Annotated in this window: 17 protein-coding genes and 1 pseudogene; 10 read left to right on the top strand and 8 right to left on the bottom strand. The window is 74.4% G+C overall.

Annotation, left to right across the window (positions count from 1 at the left end):
- Window positions 1–105: 105 nt before the first annotated feature.
- Window positions 106–1,017, bottom strand: a complete 912-nt coding sequence (gene opcA / locus ACRRSS_RS22725; RefSeq protein WP_435972964.1) for a glucose-6-phosphate dehydrogenase assembly protein OpcA — start codon at window positions 1,015–1,017, stop codon at window positions 106–108.
- Between the two features lie 104 nt (window positions 1,018–1,121).
- Window positions 1,122–1,676 (bottom strand): DoxX family protein, encoded by a 555-nt coding sequence (locus ACRRSS_RS22730; RefSeq protein ID WP_435972965.1) that lies wholly within the window; start codon window positions 1,674–1,676, stop codon window positions 1,122–1,124.
- Window positions 1,677–1,886: 210 nt separating this feature from the next.
- Here ACRRSS_RS22730 and ACRRSS_RS22735 point away from each other — a divergent pair, with 210 nt between their 5' ends.
- From ACRRSS_RS22735 to ACRRSS_RS22745, 3 genes are all read left to right on the top strand, one after another.
- Window positions 1,887–3,299 carry a dipeptidase gene (locus tag ACRRSS_RS22735; RefSeq protein WP_435972966.1) on the top strand — a complete coding sequence of 471 codons (1,413 nt, stop codon included), beginning with the start codon at window positions 1,887–1,889 and terminating at the stop codon, window positions 3,297–3,299.
- Window positions 3,300–3,437: 138 nt separating this feature from the next.
- The gene (locus ACRRSS_RS22740) at window positions 3,438–4,040 is read left to right on the top strand and encodes an HdeD family acid-resistance protein (protein WP_435972967.1); all 603 of its coding nucleotides are present in this window, start codon (window positions 3,438–3,440) and stop codon (window positions 4,038–4,040) included.
- A gap of 265 nt (window positions 4,041–4,305) precedes the next feature.
- Window positions 4,306–4,728, top strand: a complete 423-nt coding sequence (locus ACRRSS_RS22745) for a DUF350 domain-containing protein (protein WP_383860019.1) — start codon at window positions 4,306–4,308, stop codon at window positions 4,726–4,728.
- Between the two features lie 87 nt (window positions 4,729–4,815).
- Here ACRRSS_RS22745 and ACRRSS_RS22750 read toward each other — a convergent pair whose 3' ends face one another.
- Together ACRRSS_RS22750 and ACRRSS_RS22755 are read right to left on the bottom strand one after the other, a co-directional pair.
- A complete protein-coding gene (locus tag ACRRSS_RS22750) occupies window positions 4,816–5,328 on the bottom strand; it encodes a hypothetical protein (RefSeq protein ID WP_435972968.1) in 513 nt (170 codons plus the stop codon).
- Window positions 5,325–6,758 carry a WGR domain-containing protein gene (locus ACRRSS_RS22755; RefSeq protein WP_435972969.1) on the bottom strand — a complete coding sequence of 478 codons (1,434 nt, stop codon included), beginning with the start codon at window positions 6,756–6,758 and terminating at the stop codon, window positions 5,325–5,327. The genes ACRRSS_RS22750 and ACRRSS_RS22755 overlap by 4 nt, the downstream gene beginning before the upstream one ends.
- 384 nt (window positions 6,759–7,142) lie before the next feature.
- Here ACRRSS_RS22755 and ACRRSS_RS22760 point away from each other — a divergent pair.
- Window positions 7,143–8,024 (top strand): annotated as a pseudogene (locus ACRRSS_RS22760) (SPFH domain-containing protein); the annotation flags it as partial.
- 8 nt (window positions 8,025–8,032) lie between these two features.
- Window positions 8,033–9,046 (top strand): M23 family metallopeptidase, encoded by a 1,014-nt coding sequence (locus ACRRSS_RS22765; protein ID WP_435972970.1) that lies wholly within the window; start codon window positions 8,033–8,035, stop codon window positions 9,044–9,046.
- A 50-nt stretch (window positions 9,047–9,096) separates the two neighbouring features.
- On the opposite strand, the gene ACRRSS_RS22770 is transcribed toward ACRRSS_RS22765, so the two are convergent.
- Window positions 9,097–9,804, bottom strand: coding sequence for an ABC transporter ATP-binding protein (locus tag ACRRSS_RS22770; RefSeq protein WP_435972971.1), 708 nt, complete (start codon window positions 9,802–9,804; stop codon window positions 9,097–9,099).
- Window positions 9,805–9,841: 37 nt separating this feature from the next.
- Complete coding sequence (locus ACRRSS_RS22775) at window positions 9,842–11,314, bottom strand: ABC transporter permease (RefSeq protein ID WP_435972972.1); 1,473 nt, start codon at window positions 11,312–11,314, stop codon at window positions 9,842–9,844.
- A 110-nt stretch (window positions 11,315–11,424) separates the two neighbouring features.
- Between ACRRSS_RS22775 and ACRRSS_RS22780 the strand changes: the two genes are divergently transcribed.
- Window positions 11,425–12,261, top strand: a complete 837-nt coding sequence (locus ACRRSS_RS22780; RefSeq protein WP_435972973.1) for an MBL fold metallo-hydrolase — start codon at window positions 11,425–11,427, stop codon at window positions 12,259–12,261.
- A gap of 228 nt (window positions 12,262–12,489) precedes the next feature.
- On the opposite strand, the gene ACRRSS_RS22785 is transcribed toward ACRRSS_RS22780, so the two are convergent.
- Window positions 12,490–13,701, bottom strand: coding sequence for an ROK family protein (locus ACRRSS_RS22785; protein WP_435972974.1), 1,212 nt, complete (start codon window positions 13,699–13,701; stop codon window positions 12,490–12,492).
- A 122-nt stretch (window positions 13,702–13,823) separates the two neighbouring features.
- Here ACRRSS_RS22785 and ACRRSS_RS22790 point away from each other — a divergent pair, with 122 nt between their 5' ends.
- The 3 genes from ACRRSS_RS22790 to ACRRSS_RS22800 all read left to right on the top strand — a co-directional run bounded on the left by ACRRSS_RS22790 (window position 13,824) and on the right by ACRRSS_RS22800 (window position 16,453).
- Complete coding sequence (locus tag ACRRSS_RS22790; protein ID WP_435972975.1) at window positions 13,824–14,393, top strand: winged helix-turn-helix transcriptional regulator; 570 nt, start codon at window positions 13,824–13,826, stop codon at window positions 14,391–14,393.
- Window positions 14,390–15,331, top strand: coding sequence for a ketopantoate reductase family protein (locus tag ACRRSS_RS22795; RefSeq protein ID WP_435972976.1), 942 nt, complete (start codon window positions 14,390–14,392; stop codon window positions 15,329–15,331). The genes ACRRSS_RS22790 and ACRRSS_RS22795 overlap by 4 nt, the downstream gene beginning before the upstream one ends.
- A 525-nt stretch (window positions 15,332–15,856) precedes the next feature.
- The gene (locus ACRRSS_RS22800) at window positions 15,857–16,453 is read left to right on the top strand and encodes a DUF1349 domain-containing protein (RefSeq protein WP_435972977.1); all 597 of its coding nucleotides are present in this window, start codon (window positions 15,857–15,859) and stop codon (window positions 16,451–16,453) included.
- A 122-nt stretch (window positions 16,454–16,575) separates the two neighbouring features.
- Here ACRRSS_RS22800 and xylB read toward each other — a convergent pair whose 3' ends face one another.
- Window positions 16,576–18,069: a xylulokinase gene (gene xylB / locus ACRRSS_RS22805; RefSeq protein ID WP_435972978.1), complete on the bottom strand. Its 1,494-nt coding sequence runs from the start codon at window positions 18,067–18,069 to the stop codon at window positions 16,576–16,578.
- A 178-nt stretch (window positions 18,070–18,247) separates the two neighbouring features.
- On the opposite strand from xylB, the gene xylA reads away from it, so the two are divergent.
- Window positions 18,248–19,417 carry a xylose isomerase gene (gene xylA / locus ACRRSS_RS22810; protein WP_435972979.1) on the top strand — a complete coding sequence of 390 codons (1,170 nt, stop codon included), beginning with the start codon at window positions 18,248–18,250 and terminating at the stop codon, window positions 19,415–19,417.
- Window positions 19,418–19,513: the final 96 nt, after the last annotated feature.

Genomic DNA, 19,513 nt, shown 5'->3' on the forward strand with positions numbered 1-19,513 from the left:
GCCCGGCCGAAGGCCCTCTCGAAAGCCCGGCCAGAGGCCCGGCCGAAGGCCTGACCGAAAGCCCGGCCGGACCGGGACCACCGGGCCGGGGCGGCCCCGGCCTCTTCAGGCGCCGCCGCGCAGGGCGGCCTCGTAGGCCTCGTCGGGGTCGAGGCGGCGCAGTTCCTCGGCGATGAGCTCGGCGGTGGTCCGCACCTTCAGGGCGAGCACCCGGTTGGGCTGGCCGGGGATCGCGAGCCGGGCGACCGGCCCCTCGGGCCGGTCGATGCGGATCTCGCCGTCGGCGGTGCCCATGCGGACGGCCGTGACGACGGGGCCGCCGCTGACGATCCGTTCGACGGTCACGCCGAGCCTGACCTCGAACCAGCGGGCGAGGAGTTCGGCGCTGGGGTTCTCCGCCTCGCTCTCGACGGCCGCCGAGGTCACGGTCAGCGGGGCCTGGTCGAGCGCCGCGGCCAGCATCGAACGCCACGGGGTGAGCCGGGTCCAGGCGAGGTCCGTGTCACCGGGGGCGTACGAGGCGGCTCGGGCCTCAAGGGCGGCGAGCGGGTCCTCGACCGCGTACATGTCGGTGATGCGGCGCTGCGCGAGTGCGCCCAACGGGTCGAGGGACGGCACCTCGGGCGCGTCCATGGGCCACCAGATGACGACGGGCGCGTCCGGCAGCAGCAGCGGCAGGACCACGGAGTCGGCGCGGGCGCCGAGGTCGCCGTGGAGCCGGAGCAGGACCGTCTCGCCCGAACCGGCGTCGGTGCCGATGCGGATCTCCGCGTCGAGCCGGGTCTCGTGGCGCTCCCGGCGGGTGCGGGCGTGGCGCTTGATGACGACGAGGATGCGGGAAGGGTGTTCCCGGGAGGCGTCGTTGGCGGCCTTGACCGCGTCGTAGGCGTTCTCCTCGTCGGTGACGACGACAAGGGTGAGCACGGCGCCGACGGCGGGTGTGCCGACGGCCCTGCGGCCTTCCAGGATCGCCTTGTTGATCTTGCTGGAATCGGTGTCCGTCAGATCGATCTTCATGCGCGGCGGCCGTCCCTTCCTCTGCGGCGAGCCTAACCCTCCCCCGGAGCGCGCGCGTGCGGGCCCCCACCGTCGGACGCGTGCGGCCCCGGCGCGGGGGGCACTCAGGCCGGTTCCGGCTCCGGATCCGGCCCGGCGTCCTCGGTGGCGGCCTGCTCCTCGGCGCGGCGGCCGATCACGGCCGCGGCGGCGAGCGCGGTGCCGACGAAGGCGGTGGCGACCACCCAGGGACGGTCGAGGACGTGCCCCGTGGCGTGGTCGAGCGAGTAGCGTCCGGCGCCGGTGACGCCGATCGCGGCGGCGACGAACCCGAGGAACGCCGGGTACTCGTACCCGCCGCCCTGCGCGAAGAAGCCGGCCGGGGCGTGCACGGCGACGGCTCCGGTCATGGCTCCGGCGGCGGCCGCGCCCGCGGCCGGGGTGGCGAGGCCCAGGGCGAGCAGGAGTCCGCCGCCCGCCTCTCCGAGTCCGGCGGCGACGGCGCTCTCCCGGCCCGGCCGGAAGCCCATGGCCTCCATGGCCTTGCTGGTGCCCTCGACGCCGCCTCCCCCGAACCAGCCGAAGAGCTTCTGTGTGCCGTGCGCGGCGAGCACGGCGCCGGTGCCGACCCTCAGGACGAGGAGCCCGAGATCGCGTCGGTTGGGGTGACTCTGACCCATGGATTCCTCCAGGTGAGGGGCGGGGGCGCGGACACGTACGCCCTCCACTGTCGTCGCCCGCTCCGGCCCGCGCCGCCCGGAACCAGGACGACTACTCCACTTGTGTCACCTTTTGCGGCGCTTGCTTGCGGGTGCTTGGGTGGGAGGGCTGTCGCCGTGCCGGGGCTTCGCGAGCCGTGACCCCCCAGCGGCCGAGGGAAGTGGGTACGCATGACCGCCGAGTCCACCGGGTCGACCGGGTCCGCCGGGTCCACCGACTCCACCGAGACCGCAGCCCTGCGGGAGAAGGTCCGGGCGCTGATGCCCCGCGCGAAGGAGGACCTGACCGCGCTCGTGGCGATGCGTTCCGTCGCCGACCCGCGCCAGTTCCCACCCGAGGAGTGCGCGAAGACCGCCGACTTCCTCGTACGGGCCTTCACCGAGGCCGGACTCCGCGACATGCGGCGGGTGACGACCCCGGACGGCACCGACGCGGTCGTGGGGCACGCGCCGGGCCCCGAGGGGGCGCCCACCGTGCTCCTGTACTGCCACTACGACGTCCAGCCGCCGCTGGACGACGACGCCTGGGAGACCCCGCCCTTCGAGCTCACCGAACGCGACGGACGCTGGTACGGGCGTGGTTCGGCCGACTGCAAGGGCAACATCGCCATGCACCTCACGGCCCTGCGTGCCCTGGGCGGACCGGAGGGCCGGGGCTTCCCCGTGCACATCAAGTTCGTGGCGGAGGGTTCGGAGGAGCAGGGGACGGGCGGTCTGGAGCAGCTCGTGCCCCTGCGGCCCGAACTCTTCGCCGCCGACACCCTGCTGATCTGCGACACCGGCAACTTCGCGCTCGGTCTGCCCACCACTACCACCTCGCTGCGCGGTCTCACGAACGTCGTCGTCACCGTCTCCACCCTCAAGGGCGCGATGCACTCCGGCATGTTCGGCGGTCCCGCGCCCGACGCGCTGGCCGCGCTGGTCCGGATCCTCGACAGCCTCCGAGACGAGCACGGCAACACGGCGATCAAGGGGCTGCCCGGCGACGGCGTCTGGGACGGGGTGGAGTACCCCGCCGAGCAGTTCCGGACCGATGTCGGCGCCCTCGACGGCGTGTCCCTCGTCGGGACCGGCTCGGTCGCCGACGAACTGTGGGCCCGGCCCGCCGTCACCGTCCTCGGCATCGACTGCCCGCCGGTGGTGGGCTCCTCGGCCGCGGTGCAGGCGAAGGTACGCGCCAGGGTCAGCCTGCGGATCCCGCCCGGGGTCGACGCCGACGACGCCCTGCGCGCCCTCACCGACCACCTCGTCTCGGCCGCGCCCTGGGGCGCGCGGGTGGAGGTCGAGCCGGAGAGCGCCGGTCAGCCCTTCCGGGCACGCACCGACGGCCCCGCCTACCGGGCGCTGGCGACGGCGCTCCGCGAGGCGTACGGGAAGGACATGGTCCAGTCGGGGCAGGGCGGTTCGATCCCGCTGTGCAACGTGCTGGGCGCCCACTTCCCCGACGCGGAGATCGCCCTGATCGGGGTCGAGGAGCCCGGCTGTCTCATCCACGCCCCCAACGAGAGCGTCGACCCCTCCGAGATCGAGTACATGGCGCTGGCCGAGGCGCTCTTCCTCAGCACGTACGCGACCCCTCTCTGACGCTCTCCGCCCCTCCCCGCCCCAAGGTCTCCCGTTCCCGGAACCGCCTGCCCCCGAGTCCTCCCCACCCCGGGTCCTCCCCACCCAGGGACCTCCCCGCCCAGGACCTCCCCACCCAGGAAAGGACGGAGTCCGTCCATGACGCAGACTCATGACCATCCCCCGCGGCGGGACATACCGCCCGGCCCGCTGGGCATGCTCGCGGGCGCGGCCTGGCAGGCCCTGCTCGTCGCCGGCGTCGCGTCGCTGGTCCTCGGCGTCCTGGTTCTGGTCTGGCCGGGCGCCTCGCTGCTCGTGGCCGGTGTGCTCTTCGGCCTCTACCTGCTCTTCAGCGGTGTGATGCAGCTGGTCGCCGCCTTCGGCACACACGCGAACACCGCGCTGCGGGTGATGGCGTTCATCAGCGGTGCCCTGTCGATCCTGCTCGGCCTGCTCTGCTTCCGGGGCGCGACGCAGTCGATCCTGCTGCTCGCGCTCTGGATCGGGATCGGCTGGCTCTTCCGGGGCATCACCGAGATCATCGCGGCGGCCTCCGACGCCACGATCCCGGCGCGCGGCTGGCAGATCTTCCTCGGCGTCGTCAGCGCGCTCGCCGGGGTGGTGCTCATCGTGTCGCCGCTGGAGTCGGCGGCGGTGCTGATGCTCCTCGGCGGCATCTGGCTCGTCGCCGTGGGCGCGATCGAGATCGTCACGGCCTTCCGGGTCCGCTCCCGCGCCAGGAACCTGCCGCCGGGAGCCTGAACAGGGCGCCCCCGCCTCCGCGTCCGGTCGGCCGACCCGTCCGCCGCCTCTCCACCCAAAACCCGCCGAAGCTCCGTCGGCGCTCCGCAGACGCTCCGTCGGTCCTCCGTCGGCGCTCCGCCGGTCCTCCGCCGGTCCCTCGGTTCTCCCGCCGTCCGCCCGATTCACGGGCGGGCGGTGGGCTCGTTTGACGCGTGCGCTACATTTTGCCGGTCCTCGACCACCGATCCCCCGCGATCGCGACCCCTCCGGAGACCGGCACACCATGAGCGACATCGTCAACGGCCTCGGCCGCGCCGGCGCCTACGGCGCCCTCGGCGTGGTCCTGCTGATCCTCGGCATCGTGCTCGTGGACCTGCTGACCCCGGGAAAGCTCGGGCGACAGATCTGGGAGGACCGCAACCGCAACGCCGCGATCCTGCTGAGCTCCGCGCTCCTGGGCATAGGCGGCATCGTCTTCACCTCGATCTGGACGACGTACGAGAACTTCGGCAAGGGCCTGGTCTCCACGGCCGCGTTCGGACTCCTGGGCCTGGTGATGATGGCCGTGGCCTTCCTCGTCGTGGACCTGGTCACGCCGGGCAAGCTCGGCGCCACCCTGGTCGACCCCGAGCCGCACCCGGCGGTCTGGGTGACCGCCTCCTGCAACATCGCGGTCTCGGCGATCGTCTCCGCCTCGATCGCCTGACGACCGCATCCTGACGGCAGGGGCCTGCCGACGGAGGCCTGACGGCAGAGGCCCGCCGACGGAGCCCTTGACGACGGAAGCCGGGATTCAGCTCTCCAGGGGCTCCACCTCCAGGAAGCGGCGTCCGCGCGGCCCCTTGTAGAGCAGGGCCTCCCAGCCGAGCCGTGCCAGGGCCAGCACGCAGGCGCCGAGGGCAGCCGTCTCCTCCTGGGCGGCGCCCGAGCCCGGCGGGCCCAGCCACTCCACCACGGTCGTCCCGGGCCGGTCCCCGGCCCGGACCCGGTAGCCGGTGGTGATCCGCGCGCCTGAGGCGTCCACCGACGAGGGCGTGAGCCCGCCGGACTCCAGGGCGAGCGCCACCGCGCGGACCGGCTGCCGGCGCTCCCACTCGGCCGGCACAGCCTTGGGGTCGCCCCCGCCCTGGTGGAGGGTCAGCCGTCTGATCTGGAGCAGCCCGTCGAGCGCCGCCCGCACATCCCGCGATCGCTGTTCGATCTCGGCCGGAGCCACCCCCGGGCCGTCGCCGGTGGCCGCCTCGAAGGTGCCACCGCACGCGGACCGGCCACCTCCGAGACCCCCGCTTCCGGTGCCGCCGGTCACAGCAGCCGCCGGATGTCCCCGCGGACCCGGTAGAAGCCGCCCGCCGCGGCGTGCAGGGCGTCCACCACGTACCGCGCGCCGGGCTGCCTGATCGCGCGCGGGAACTGGACGTTCCACGCGGAGTCGTAGCCCTGCGAGATGACCCGCACCCGGGTCCTGCCCGACTCGTTCACGCACTCCACGACCACCGAACCGGCGGGAGCGTCACTGATCGCGGTCACGGCGGTGACGGTGGTCGCCGGTTCGTACACCGGCAGGGCCGCGGCGAGCTTGATGTCCCGGGCGACCGGGACCGTGCCCTCCTGGGCCGCCTCGATCGCCGCCTCGCTCGCGTCCACGCACACCAGCGAACCGTCCGTGGTCACCAGGTAGAGGCGCTCGTCGCGGTACTGCATGGAGAGCGCCGAGCCGCCTCCCGTGCCGAGCTTCCACAGCCGGGTGCCGTCCTCCGCGAAGCAGTAGACGGAGGAGGCCGAGTCGGCGGCGAAGACGAACCGGCCGCCGGGCGAGGTGGCGCAGGAGTACACCGGGCTGTCGCAGGCGTAGACCGCCTCGACCCGCCCGTCCTTCTTCGCGAGCCGCTGGACCTTCTTCCGCGCCGTGCCCGCGTAGACGGCGGTGTCCTCCTGCCAGCCGAAGAGGACCCCGCCCTCGGTGGCCGTGTGCCACAGCTCCCCGCCGCCGTCCGGCGCGTGGGCGGCGACGCCCCGCGTGTCCCCGTAGTAGACGGCGTCACCGTCGGCGCGGACCATCCAGGCGTGCTCGCCCTGGCCACCCCGCGCCCACTGGTGCTCGTCCTCGTGGTCGATGACGGTGAGCCGGCCCGAGCGGTCGGCGACGTGCAGGACGCCCTCGTGGATGTCGAGCCAGAAGATGTCGACGTCGGTGGCGATGTCGTAGGCGGCGAACGGCAGCTTGGACGACAGGTCGTACACCTTGCCGTCGTCACAGCCCGCGTAGATCCAGAAGTCGTCGGCGACCAGGCACTTGACGCCCTCCGGCAGGCTGAACCGGGCCTGCACCTCGCCGGAGCGGTCGAGCGTGAACACGTCCCCCGCCTGGTTGCCGACCCAGCAGCGCTCCTCGTCGACGTGGATGCCGAAGGCTGCCGAACCGGTCCGGAAGCGCCACAGCACGGGGGCGACGGCGCGTGCCGTGGAGGGCGCGGAGGTCACCGCACGGCGCGTCACGGCGCGGGCGGCCCGCTGTCCCCGCACGGCCGGGGCGTATCCCTTGCGGACCTTCTCCCCTATCTTCTTCGCCGCGGCGGCCTGGGCCTTCGCCTGCGTCGGGAACGTGGAGCGCTGCGTCTGGCCCGCCGCGCCGATCCGGCCGTAACGGACCGACACCGTCAGGTCGTCGACGGTCACTTCGTAGAACTTGTGGGCAGCGCCGTCGTCCTGCGACAGCTCCAGGTAGGTCGTCGTCATGGTGGAAACGGTAGGGGCAGCCACTGACAACGGCCTTCGGTGAAGCCTTGGCCAGGGGACCTAAGTCCTCGGCATTCGGGACGTTCGTCGCGGCATTCCGGACATACACCCCTGTGACGATGGTGCGTGAAGATCATCCGACGCGCCGTCACCTCGGGAACGGCCGGGCGGCCGAACGGCCGGAAGGGCCTCATGACGATCGAGGAACAGAAGCGGCCCCTGCCCGTCCGTGTCCGGCGGCACGGCGACGGTATACCCATGGACGACCTCTTCCGGTCGGGTCCCGCCCGGTCGACGCGAACCCCGACCGCCGCCGCGGAGCGGGAGGCCGGGCGCGCACCCGACCGCGCCGCCGGGGACTCCGCTCCGCTCCCCCGCCGTCCTCCGCCCGCCGACCCCGACCTCGCGGAGCGCCCCGGCCCCGCCCTGCCCGGCTGGGTGGCCGTCCTGACCGGACTGACCGCGCTCACCGGAGTGACGACGACGCTGTGGCGTGCACGGCCGCTCCGCGACGTCGATCTGTCGCCCTGGCAGTGCGCGGCGCTCGCCGGCTGTGTCGTCGTCGCCGTCGTCTCCTTCGGCGGGCTGACCCGTGGACGGACCGGCTCCGCCTGGGTGCTCTCGCTCTTCGGCCGCTACCGGGGCAGCGTGCGCCGCACCGGTCTCGTCTGGATCAGCCCCTTCGTCCTGCGCCGCCGGATCGACGTACGGCTGAGGCACTGGCGCAGCGAGCCGATCGCCGTCGTCGACGCCGAGGGCTCGGCGCTGCGCGTGGTCGTCCTGATCGTGTGGTCGGTGCGGGACAGCGCTCGCGCGCTGCTCGCGGTCGACGACCATCTCGGCTATCTGCGCGAGCAGGTGGAGGCGGCGACCGCGCGGGTCCTCTCGCAGCTCCCCGCCGACGCCTTCCGGGGCGACGCGCCGACCCTGCGGGACGCCGAGGCGGTCGGGGACGCGCTCACCCGCCTGCTCGCGGCCGAGTGCCGACCGGTCGGCATCGCCGTGTTCTCCGCGCAGCCGACCAGGATCGAGTACGCCCCCGAGGTCGCCGCCGCCATGCGACGGCGGCAGATCGCCGTCCTGGACGCGAAGCACCGGGACTCGGTCCTCACCGGCGTGATCGACGCCGTGGACGACACGGTGACGCGGCTGACCACGCGAGGACTCGTCGAGCTCGACGACTTCGAACGCCAGGCTCTGGTCAAGGACTTGACCGTGGCCTTCTACACCCGGAGCGGCGTCCCCGCCGACCCGGGTCAGGAGTGAGGAGGATCGTGGACACCCCCGGATTCACCGAGGAGACGTCCGTTGACTGCGGCTGCGCGGGTTGCGCCGACGCCGTCCGTCACCAGGGCACGGACGGCGCGCGTACGGCGCCCGCCCTGCACGGGGTGCGCCGCGCGGTCGTCGCGACCGTGGGCGCGGTCGCCCTGGCCGGCGCGGGCGCGGGCACGGCAGCCGCCGAACCGGCCCCGGCGCACGCGGGCTGGGACGGCTCGAAGTACTGGTTCCGGAGCGAGGCCGGCGAGTGGCGCTGGACCAGCCACGCGACGGTGTACGAGCGCCGCCGCGCGGCGGCCGCCGCCCCCGCGAGCAGGGGCGAGCCGGTCTTCCGGGGGCGGCGGGGCTGGGACGCCCGGGACCACGTGTACTGGTACGAGTCCGGTGGCCACTGGTACTGGACGGGCCACGCGTGGAAGTACCGGCAGCGGACGGGCCTGCCCGGCGACACGTCCGAGCGGGACGACCCGAGGCACCCCGGCCGTCCGAACGGACAGAGCGGACAGAGCGGACCGTCCAAGCCGTCCAAGCCGTCCAAGCCCTCGAACACTTCCAAGCCTTCCGTGCCTTCCGGGTCGACGGCACCGCCGTCCGGCTCCTCCCGGGGCTGGACGGCGCCGGTCTCCTCGTACGTCTTCACGGGGTACTACGGGCAGACCGGCACCTGGTCGAAGGGCTACCACACGGGGCAGGACTTCGCGGTGCCGACGGGAACGGCGGTCCGCTCGGTCGGACCCGGCCGGGTGGTGACCGCCGGGTACGGCCGCTCGTACGGCTACGAGGTGGTGGTCCGTCATCCCGACGGCCGCCACACCCAGTACGCGCACCTCTCGCGTATCGAGGTGTCCCCCGGGCAGAGCGTGTCGGCCGGACAGCGGATCGCGCGCTCCGGGGCGACCGGGCGGGTGACGGGTCCGCACCTGCACTTCGAGGTGCGGACCACACCGTACTTCGGCTCGGACGTCGACCCGCTGGCCTACCTCCGGGCCCACGGCGTACCCGTCTAGGCCTCGCCCCGGACATCAACGCCCCTGCTCAGGCCGCTCGGAGGCCTCGCTCAGGCCTCGACCGGGTCCGGTGAGGCCGCCGGGAGGTTCTCCGTGATCGTGATCCGGCCCTTCCTGATCGTGGCCAGGCGCGGCGCCCGGCGGGCGATCGCGCTGTCGTGGGTGACCATGACGAAGGTCGGACCGTGCTCCTTCCAGAGCCCTTCGAGCAGGTCGACGATCTCGTCGCGCATCGACTCGTCGAGGTTTCCGGTGGGTTCGTCGGCGAGCAGCACCTTCGGCCGTTTCACCAGGGCGCGGGCGATCGCCACGCGCTGCTGCTGACCGCCGGAGAGCTCGGAGGGCAGGTGCCCGAGACGTTCGCCGAGACCGACGGAGTCCAGTGCCTCGGCGGCCCGGTTCCGGCGCTCGGCGGGGCGGACACCGAGCGGGACGAGCGCGGTCTCCACGTTCTCCTGCGCGGTGAGCGTGGGGATGAGGTTGAAGCTCTGGAAGACGAAGCCGATGTTCTGGCCGCGTACGGCCGTCAGTCTGCGTTCGGAGAGCGCGGCGAGGTCGGTCCCGTCGAGCAGGACCTGTCCGGAGGTGGGGCGGTCGAGTCCTCCGAGCATCTGGAGGAGGGTCGACTTGCCCCCGCCCGTGGGGCCCTGGATGACCAGCCGGTCGCCCTGCGCGAGGGTGAGGTCGACCCCGGCGAGCGCGTCGACCTTCTTCTGCCCCCGCCGGTACCGCTTGGTGACGCCGATGAGTTCGTACATGGTGCGACTCCTGTGGAAAGTGAGTGGGTTCGGGGGGCTACTCGACGCGGCGCAGGGCGTCGGCGGGACGGAGCCGCGAGGCGCGCCAGGCGCCGAACGCGCCCGCGACGAGTCCGCCGCCGAGGGCGAGGAGGACGGCTAGACCCACGGTGGTGACGCTGACCGGGGCGGTGAGGGCGATGTCGACCGTCCGGCCCGCGGCCGAGGCACCGGGGCCGCCGCCGAGGACCATGCCGCCTCGTCCGTCTCCGCCGCCGAACCCACCTCCGGCGGAGCCGAGTTCGGCGGTCAGCGTCGGGCTGACGGCGGTCACGGCATACGCGCCGGCGAGGCCGATCGCGATGCCGAGGGCGCCGCCGATGACCCCGTTGACGAGGGCCTCGCCGACCACCTGGCGGGTGACCCGGCCGCTCTTCCAGCCGAGTGCCTTGAGCGTGCCGAACTCGCGGACCCTGCGAGTGACGGCGGAGGAGGTGAGGAGCCCCGCGACGAGGACGGCGGCGAGCAGCACGGCGTACGAGAGCCACCTGCCGACGTTCGCGGCGAGGTCGGCCGCGGTGTCGAGCGAGCCGGAGACCGTCTGGGCGAGGTCGGCCGAGCTGGTGACGGTGGTGCCGGCGACGTTCTTCCGGATGGCCGTCTTGACCGCCTCGATCCGCGTCGAGTCGGTCGCCTTCACATAGATCGTGGTGATCCTGGCGGCGGAGGCGGAGAGCGTCTGCGCCCGCTTCAGCGGAAGGTAGACCTGTGCGGCGGACTGGCCGCGGTCGGCGGTGGCTATGCCGACGATCTCGAACTTCACGCCTCTGATCGTCAGTTCCCCGCCGACGGCGAGCCCCTGCTCCTGGGCGTAGGCGCTGTCGACGACCGCGACCTTCGCATCGGTCTCGGTGGTCTTGAAGGTACGGCCCCGGGAGACGGTGGAGGTGGTGAGGGGGCCGAGGTCGGGCGCGGTGACGTCGGTGCCGTAGAGGGTGAAGGAGTCGACGTCGAAGGCCGCGCCGCCGCCGGTGACGGTGTCACCCGGCCCGGAACCGCCGCCGCCCCCGTTCTCGCCGCCCGGTTGGTCCGGCTGGGGCCCGCCTCGCTCGATGCGGCCGCGCTGGAACTCGCCGTCGATCCTCAGGTTGACGAGGCTGAGTCCGCCCACCGCCCGGTCGACACCCGGCTGCCCGGCGACCGTGGCGACGGTGGTGTCCGCGAGGGTCTGGAAGCCCTGGACCATCAGCCGGTCACCGCTCTGCTCCTCGCCGTCCTCCTTGCCCTGGAACTCGAACCGGGGACGCTGCGGCCGCGTGCCGTCCTCGGGCCGCTCCTGCGCCTTGGTCACCGTCAGGTCCGTGCCGAGACCGTAGAGGGACTCCAGGACCCTGCCCTGGGCCCGGCTCATGCCGGAGGAGACGGAGTTGACGACGATGACCAGCGCGATCCCGAGCGCGAGCCCGGAGGCGACGACGAGCGCCGCCCTTCTGCGACGGCGCAGTTCGCGCCGGAGGTAGGTGAAGAACATGGGCGTGAAGGTAGGGGCGGCGTGTGATGACGGGATAAGGCCCGCGTGAGAGCGGGATGAGAGCGGCGATCGCTGGGCACGCGGGCGTCCGGGATGGCAGGGTCGGCGTCATGTCGCAGAGCACGGGGATGACGCGGAGGGGACCGGTGACGGCGTTGCTCGACGCCACCGGGGTGTTCTTCAAGCCGGCGCGGGACGCCTTCCCCGGGGCGGTGGAGGCCGACTGGGCGGCGGCCGCCGCGCTCGATCCGGGCGCGGTCGGCCCCGAGGGCGTCTGGCGGCTGGACTTCCGCTGCTTCGCCGTCGCCGATCCGGTCGGTGGGGGCTGGACGCTGATCGACGCGGGCGTGGGTCCCGCCGAGGGGCCGGGGGCGCCGTGGTGTCCGGTGGCCGGGCGGCTGCCGGAGCTGCTCCAGGAGGCCGGGATCGACCGTGCGGACGTCCACACCGTGGTCCTGACGCATCTGCACGAGGACCACACCGGCTGGGCCGCCGACGCCGCCGGCCGGTCCTTCTTCCCGCTGGCCCGCTATGTCGTCCAGCGCGCCGAGACCGCCGCCCTCGACCGGCTCGACCCCGTCTGGGGCTGGGTGGTGGAGCCGCTGCGTGCCGCCGGGCAGCTGCACGAGGTCGACGGCGGGCACCGGCTGCGCCCGGGCGTCACGCTGCTGCCCACCCCCGGGCACACCCCCGGCCACCAGTCCGTCCTCGTCGAACGGCCGGACGGACGGGACGTCCTGGTCACCGGTGACCTCCTGGTCCACGCCGTGCAGCTCGCCGCCCCGGCGGTGGCCTACGCCCACGAACGCGACCCGGTCGCCGCCAGGACCTCGCGCGAGGAGCTGCTCGCGCGGGCCGCCGACTGCGGGGCGGTGCTGGCGACGGCCCACCTGACCCGCCCGTTCGTCGAACCACCGGCCCTCGCGGAACGACCCGCACGCCCCTGAACTGCCGGGGTTCGGGGACCTGATCGGGGCCGCGGCCCACGGCTCCGGCGTGCGAGGGCGACTCGCGTGACGGCACCGCCGGCCGTGGCGTACGCCGAGGGTCCACCTTCCGGCCCCGGCGGCCGTGGCGTACGCCGACAACCCGCCTTCCGCCCCTGGCCGCCGTGGCGTACGTGGGCGACTCGGCGACAGGACCCGGTGACCCTCGCGTACGAGGCCGACTCGCCGTCAGACCCCGGCCGCCGTGGCGTACGTCATTGGATCGGCCAGGACGTCGTGGAGGACCAGGGCAGCCGCGCCCCGGGAGGCGTCGGTGGCGGTGGAGGCGGGGCGCAGGCGGCCCGCGTCCGGGGTCCAGAGGCCGGAGACGACCCGCGCGGAGAGCTCCTCCGCGAGGGCCGGTTCGAGCCACGGCATCAGCTGGGGATAGACGCCTCCGAGGACGATCGCCTCGGGGTCGAGCAGGTTGACGGCTCCCGACAGGGCGCGCCCGAGCATCCGGCCCGCGTCGGCGAGCGCGGCGAGGGCGCGCCGGTCCCCCGCCCCGGCGCGGTGCGCCAGGTCGGGCACGTCGGTCGACCCGGCCGACCTCAGGAGGGCCGCCTGTCCCGCGTACTGCTCCAGGCAGCCGCGCGAGCCGCAACGGCAGCGGGGCCCTTCGGCGTCGACGACCAGGTGGCCGATCTCGCCGGCGAAGCCGTGCGCGCCGCGCAGGAGTTCGCCGTGGACGACGATCGCGCCGCCGACGCCGATCTCCCCCGTCAGGTGCAGGAAGGTGCGGACGTCGCCGAGGGCGCCGGACCACAGTTCCGCGAGGGCGGCCATGTTGGCCTCGTTGTCCGAGGTGAGGGCCAGGCCCCCGGTGGCGGGGCGCAGGGTGGTCAGGGCGTCGCCGAAGAGGCGTTCGGCGGGGACCTCGTGCCAGCCGAGGTTGGGGGCCTGCCGGACGGTTCCGCCGGAGACGAGGCCCGGCAGGGCGAGTCCCGCTCCCGCCGGGGCGAGGTGCCGCTCGGCGGCCGCGTCGAGGGCGCCGGCGGCGATCCGGGCGGCCCGGGCCAGGACCTCGGGGGCGTCGGCGGTGCGGTTGTCGAGGCGTTCGCTGTGCCGGACGCGGTCGGCGCCGGTGAGGTCGACGACGCAGACGGTCACGTAGTCGACGTTGATCTCGACACCGAGGCCGGCGGGTCCGGTGGCGGCGGGCTTCAGGACGGTGCCCGGCCGACCCGCCTGCCCGCTGAACGTCTTGCCCGACTCGACGAGGAAGCCCAGGTCGAGGAGTTGCTCCACGAGGGAGGAGACGGCGGGACGGGTGAGGCCGACGCGGGCGGCGACCGCGGCCCGCGTGGTCTCTCCGGCGTCGTGGACGGTCCGCAGGACGAGGCTCAGGTTGTGCCGGCGCACACCCGACTTGTCGGCCTTGGGTTCCGTGGGCTGGTTCATGGTGAGCAAGAGCCTAGTCGTCCCCTTTCGCGTACCCGAAGACCGCTCTCCATGACCCGGGTACGGCTGCGCTCACCCCATTTCGGTTCAGTCACCGAACTCTTCTGCGCTATGGTCCGGCCATGACGCTTCCGCGCGACTACCGCGGCCAGACCTGCGCCCTCGCCCGTTCGATGGAGATCGTCGGCGAGCGCTGGACGCTGCTGATCCTGCGCGACGCCTTCTACGGGGTCCGCAGGTTCGGGGAGTTCGCCGCGCACCTGGGCGTGCCCCGGGCCGTCCTCAGCGACCGGCTCGCGACGCTCACCGGGGCGGGGGTCCTGGAGCGCCGCCCCGGGACGGGCACGGGGCGCCGCGAGGTGTACGCGCTCACGCCCAAGGGCGTCGCCCTCTGGCCGGCCGTCCGCGCGCTCACCGCCTGGGGCGAGGAGTTCCACGCGGCGGAGGGCGGCCCGCGCCGCGCCTTCCTGCACGCCGGGGACGAGGCCCCCCTGGCCCCGGACGGACGCTGTACGGAGTGCGGCGCCGCCGTGCCCGTCGCGGACGTCCTGGTCGTCCCCGGCCCGGGGCTCGCCCCCGCGTCCCCGGACGACGACCCGGTGACGGCGGCGCTCGCGCGGCCGCACCGGCTGCTCACCCCCCTCCTCACCACCGCGCCCCCGGGGCGCTCCACGAGAGGTTCACAACGATGAAGATCCTGGTCGTCGGCGCCGGTGCCACCGGTGGCTACTTCGGTGCCTTCCTCGCCCGCGCCGGGCAGGACGTGACCTTCCTGGTCCGCCCGGCCCGCGCGGCGGCGCTGCGCGCACGGGGACTGCGGGTCGTGGGCCGGGACGAGGAGTGGGTCCTGACGCCCCGCCTCGTCACGGCCGACGCGCTCGACACCCCGTACGACCTGGTCCTGCTCTCGGTGAAGTCCACCGGCCTGGACCAGGCGATCGAGGACATAGCCCCGGCCGTCGGCCCGGACACGGCCGTCGTCCCGCTCCTCAACGGTCTCGCCCACGTCGACGCCCTCAACGCCCGCTTCGGGGCCTCGGCCGTCCTCGGCGGCGTGGCGAAGGTGGTCACCACGCTCGACGACACGGGGGACATCCTGCGGCTCGCCCCGCTGGCCCAGCTGGCCTTCGGCGAGCAGGACGGCACGGTCTCCGCACGCGTCGAGAAGATCCGGGAGGTCCTCGAAGGGGCGGGCATCGACGCATCCGTGCCGGCGGACGTGATGACGGCGATGTGGCACAAGTGGGTGTTCATCACCACGTTCGGCGCCGTGACGAGCCTGATGCGCGGCACGGTCGGCGAGGTGTACGACGCGCCGGGCGGCCCCGCCCTCGGCCCGGCGGTGCTCGACGAGGCCGCCGCGGTGGCCGCCGCGGCGGGGCACCCCGTGGCGGAGGCGGAGCGGGCGGCGACGCTGGCCGTCGTGTCCGCGTCCGGTTCGCCCATGGTGCCGTCCCTCTACCGCGACCTCACGACGGGCCGCCCCACCGAGGTCGAGCACCTCTTCGGCGACCTGACCGCCCGGGCGCGCGCCTTCGGCGTACCGACCCCGCTCCTGGACCTGGCGACCCTGCACCTGCGGGTGCACCAGCGGCGCGTCACGACGGGGGCGCCCGCGGCGGGGGCCTGACCCCCTGTCGCACTCGGTCGCCCGGGGGCGGGGCGGCGGCGGACCGCACCGTGGCGGATCGGGGTGACGGGTCGGCTGGGGACGGGCCGGGCGGTCACGGGGCGGGCGTGACGGGCCGGCCGGGGACGGGCCGGGCCGTGGCGGGCCGGCTGGTGTGCGGGGCGGGCGGTGACGGATCGGCCGGGAACGGGCCGGGCCGTGGCGGGCCAGCTGATGTGCGGGTCGGGCGGTGCCGGGCCGGCCGGGAACGGGCCGGGCGGTGCCGGGCCGGCCGGGGACGGGCCGGGCCGTGGCGGGCCGGCCGGGGACGGGTCGGGCCGTGGCGGGCCGGCCGGGGACGGGCCGGGCCGTGGCGGGCCGGCCGGTGTGCGGGTCGGGCGGTGACGGATCGGCCGGGGACCGGTCGGGCGGTGGACACGCCCGTCCGCCCGGTGCGGCTGCGCCGGCTTGGACTTTCGTCCCGGCGGGCGTGGATCCTCGGAGAGATCCCTCGCACACCCCCGGCCGGCTCGCGATCATGACGCCATGACCGTCGACATCCCGCTTCCGCTCGGCCTCGACTGGGTCACCGCCCCCGAGGCGTGGACCCTCTCCGCAGGCGTCCTCACCGTCACGGCCGCCCCGCGAACGGACGTCTTCACGGACCCGTTCACCGGGACGGCGCGACGTGACGCCGCCGTGGCCCTGACCGCCCCGCCGGACGGCGACTGGCAGTTCTCGGCCCGGCTTCGCGTCGGCTTCCGCGCGGCCTGGGACGCGGGGGCCCTCATCGTCCGGTACGACGACGACCACTGGGCCAAGCTCAACTTCGAGCAGGCTCCCGACGGGGTCCCCGGCATCTTCTCGGTCGTGACCCGCGGCCGCTCCGACGACGCGGTCGGGGGCCCGGCTGCGGGAGACGCGCTGTGGCTGCGCGTCAGCCGGATCGGGGAGGGCTACGCCTTCCACGTCTCGGACGACGGCGGTTCCTGGCGCCTGGTACGGCAGTTCGCCCTGGCCGGGCCCGGTGCCGTACGGGTGGGCATCGAGGTGCAGTCACCCGTCGGCGAGGGCTGCCGCGTCGAGTTCGACGACATCCGCCTCGCCCCCACGAGCCTGGCCCATCTCTTCGACGGCCGCTGACGCCGGGGGCGATGACCGGTCCGGTGGCGGGGAGCGCCCTGGGCGACCGGGCCGGGCGGCCCTCACACCGGGAGAGCGCCCTCGGCGACCGGACCGGACGGCCCCTCACCCCGAGAGCCTGCTCACGACCGGGCGGGGCCGTCCAGCAGCGCCGGTGTCGCGGCGGACAGGACGCCGGCGACGCGGTCCCAGGTCTCGTCGTCGCGGCTGACCGGGGGCAGGGCCTCGCCCGACCCCGTTCCCCAGGCGGTCGCCAGGGCCACCGGGTCGGTGCCCGTCGCCGCCCCCGCCGCGAGGGCCGCCGCGCCCAGCGCGACGAGTTCCTCGGCGGCGGGGAGGAGCAGCGGACGGCCGGAGAGCCTGCGGACGGTGTCGGTCCAGGCCCGGCCGCGCGCACCGCCTCCGATGAGGCGCAGCGGCCGGTCCCGTACGTCCGGCGCGGCCGGGTCGAGGCCGCAGGCGGCGAGGACCCGGTCGAGGGCGCGCAGCACGGTGAAGGCCGCTCCCTCGTAGGCGGCGCCGAGGACCGCCCGGGGGTCCGTGTCGTGCCGGAGGCCGGTGACGAGCCCCGAGGCGTGCGGCAGGTCGGGGGTGCGTTCGCCGTCGAGGTAGGGCAGGACGACGGCTCCGCCGCCCGGCACCACGTCCTCCCGGTCCAGGCCCAGGAGCGTGGCGAACCGGTCCACGGCCTGGGTGCAGTTGAGGGTGCAGCCGAGCGGCAGGCGCGTGCCGTCGGTGGCGGCGAAGCCGGCGAGTTCGGGGTCGGCGGGGCGGGCGCGGGTCGCGGCGAAGACGGTGCCGGAGGTGCCGAGGCTGACGACCGGGTGGTCGAGGAGTCCGCCGCCGCCGAGGCCGAGACCGACGGCGGCGGCCATGTTGTCGCCCGTTCCGGCGGCGACGACGACCGTACGGGGCAGCCCGAGGGCCTCGGCGGCGGCCGCGGTGAGAGTGCCGACGCGGGTGGCGCCGCCGGGGGCGACGGCGGGCAGCAGGGCCGGGTCGAGGCCGATGAGGTCGAGGACGTCGGGGTCGTAGGCGCCGTCTGCGGTCCTGTACCAACAGGTCCCCGAGGCGTCCCCCGGGTCGGTGACGGCCACTCCGGCGAGGCGCTCGGTGAGGTGGTCGTGCGGGAGGCGGACCCCGGCGGCGGCCGCCGCGTGCCGTGGTTCGTGCTCCCGCAGCCACTGCCACTTGGCGGCGGTCATCGAGGCGACGGGGAGCGACCCCGTCCGGGCCGGCCAGGCCTCGGGGCCGCCGAGGCGGGTGGCGAGGGCGGCGGCCTGGGGGGCGGAACGGGTGTCGTTCCAGAGCAGCGCGGGGCGCAGGGGGCGTCCGTCGGCGCCGAGGGTGACGAGACCGTGCTGTTGCCCGGCGACCGCGATGCCGGTGACGGAGCCGGGCGGGACACCCGCGTCGCGTACCGCCGCTCGGACCGCCGTGACGAGGGCGGTCCACCACTCCTCGGGGTCGCTCTCGCGCGCGCCGGACGTGCCGGTGACGGTGTGCGGTGCGCGGCCGAGGGCGAGGAGTTCCCCGGTGTCGGCGTCGACGGCCGCGGCCTTGGTGGACTGCGTGGAGCTGTCCACGCCGATCACGACGGAGCGGCTCGTGGGCACGCCCTCACCTCTTCCCTGTTCTTTGGTCGCCTGCGGGGCGCGCCGGTGGAGCGTGTCGCGGATTCGCCGTCGGGTCTGGCGTCCCGGTACCCCGTCGCGTATTAGTTATCTCAGAAAACAAATACGGCGACCAGACCTGGGTGCCGCTCGGCACCCCCGCACCCGAGAAGGACACACCATGCCGGAGCTCTTCTCCCCCACCCCCGACGACCGTTTCACCTTCGGCCTGTGGACCGTCGGCTGGCAGGGCCGCGACCCCTTCGGCGAGGCCACCCGCCCGGCCCTGGACCCCGTCGAGGCGGTGGAGCGGCTCGCCGCCCTCGGCGCGTACGGCGTCACCTTCCACGACGACGACCTCATCCCCTTCGGCACCCCGGACACCGAGCGCGACGCGATCGTCAAGCGCTTCCGGTCCGCCCTGGACCGCACCGGGCTCGCGGTGCCGATGGCCACCACGAACCTCTTCACCCACCCCGTCTTCAAGGACGGCGCCTTCACCGCCAACGACCGGGACGTCCGCCGCTTCGCGCTGCGCAAGACCCTCCGCAACATCGACCTGGCCGTCGAGCTCGGCGCCACCGTCTACGTGGCCTGGGGCGGCCGTGAGGGAGCCGAGTCGGGAGCGGCGAAGGACGTCCGGGTCGCGCTGGACCGGATGAAGGAGGCCTTCGACCTCCTCGGCCAGTACGTCACCGAGCAGGGCTACGACCTGCGCTTCGCCATCGAGCCCAAGCCGAACGAGCCGCGCGGCGACATCCTGCTCCCCACCATCGGGCACGCCCTCGCCTTCATCGAGCGCCTGGAGCGTCCCGAACTGGTGGGCGTCAACCCCGAGACGGGCCACGAGCAGATGGCCGGCCTCAACTTCCCGCACGGCATCGCGCAGGCGCTGTGGGCGGGCAAGCTCTTCCACATCGACCTGAACGGCCAGTCCGGCATCAAGTACGACCAGGACTTCCGTTTCGGTGCGGGCGACCTGCGCCAGGCGTTCTGGCTGGTGGACCTGTTGGAGACGGCCGGATACCAGGGCCCGCGCCACTTCGACTTCAAGCCGGTGCGCACGGACGGTGCGGACGGGGTGTGGGAGTCCGCGAAGAACTGCATGCGCAACTACCTGATCCTGAAGGAGCGCGCCGGGGCCTTCCGCGCCGATCCGGAGGTGACGGCGGCCCTCGTCGCCTCCAGGCTCCCCGAACTCGCGGTCCCCACCGCCGCCGACGGCCTCGCGGCGCTGCTCGCCGACCCGACGGCGTACGAGACCTTCGACCCGGACACGGCGGCGGCGCGCTCCATGGCCTTCGAGCACCTCGACCAGCTGGCCCTGGAGCACCTGCTCGGGGTGCGCTGAGGGAGCCTGGCGCGTACGACTCGGCGGGTCGGCCCGCCGAGTCGGACGCGCCAGTGGGTCGGCTCGTCGGCTGGTCGGCCCGTCATGGCCACGTCG

The organism is Streptomyces sp. Qhu_M48 (assembly GCF_051305195.1).
Taxonomy (GTDB): Bacteria; Actinomycetota; Actinomycetes; order Streptomycetales; family Streptomycetaceae; genus Streptomyces.

Excerpts from the sequence above, each read along its gene's own strand:
- opcA (WP_435972964.1), bottom strand. The coding sequence starts at position 1,017 with ATGAAGATCGATCTGACGGACACCGATTCCAGCAAGATCAACAAGGCG.
- ACRRSS_RS22730 (WP_435972965.1), bottom strand. The coding sequence starts at position 1,676 with ATGGGTCAGAGTCACCCCAACCGACGCGATCTCGGGCTCCTCGTCCTG.
- ACRRSS_RS22735 (WP_435972966.1), top strand. The coding sequence starts at position 1,887 with ATGACCGCCGAGTCCACCGGGTCGACCGGGTCCGCCGGGTCCACCGAC.
- ACRRSS_RS22740 (WP_435972967.1), top strand. The coding sequence starts at position 3,438 with ATGACGCAGACTCATGACCATCCCCCGCGGCGGGACATACCGCCCGGC.
- ACRRSS_RS22745 (WP_383860019.1), top strand. The coding sequence starts at position 4,306 with ATGAGCGACATCGTCAACGGCCTCGGCCGCGCCGGCGCCTACGGCGCC.
- ACRRSS_RS22755 (WP_435972969.1), bottom strand. The coding sequence starts at position 6,758 with ATGACGACGACCTACCTGGAGCTGTCGCAGGACGACGGCGCTGCCCAC.
- ACRRSS_RS22770 (WP_435972971.1), bottom strand. The coding sequence starts at position 9,804 with ATGTACGAACTCATCGGCGTCACCAAGCGGTACCGGCGGGGGCAGAAG.
- ACRRSS_RS22775 (WP_435972972.1), bottom strand. The coding sequence starts at position 11,314 with ATGTTCTTCACCTACCTCCGGCGCGAACTGCGCCGTCGCAGAAGGGCG.
- ACRRSS_RS22780 (WP_435972973.1), top strand. The coding sequence starts at position 11,425 with ATGTCGCAGAGCACGGGGATGACGCGGAGGGGACCGGTGACGGCGTTG.
- ACRRSS_RS22785 (WP_435972974.1), bottom strand. The coding sequence starts at position 13,701 with ATGAACCAGCCCACGGAACCCAAGGCCGACAAGTCGGGTGTGCGCCGG.
- ACRRSS_RS22790 (WP_435972975.1), top strand. The coding sequence starts at position 13,824 with ATGACGCTTCCGCGCGACTACCGCGGCCAGACCTGCGCCCTCGCCCGT.
- ACRRSS_RS22795 (WP_435972976.1), top strand. The coding sequence starts at position 14,390 with ATGAAGATCCTGGTCGTCGGCGCCGGTGCCACCGGTGGCTACTTCGGT.
- ACRRSS_RS22800 (WP_435972977.1), top strand. The coding sequence starts at position 15,857 with ATGACCGTCGACATCCCGCTTCCGCTCGGCCTCGACTGGGTCACCGCC.
- xylA (WP_435972979.1), top strand. The coding sequence starts at position 18,248 with ATGCCGGAGCTCTTCTCCCCCACCCCCGACGACCGTTTCACCTTCGGC.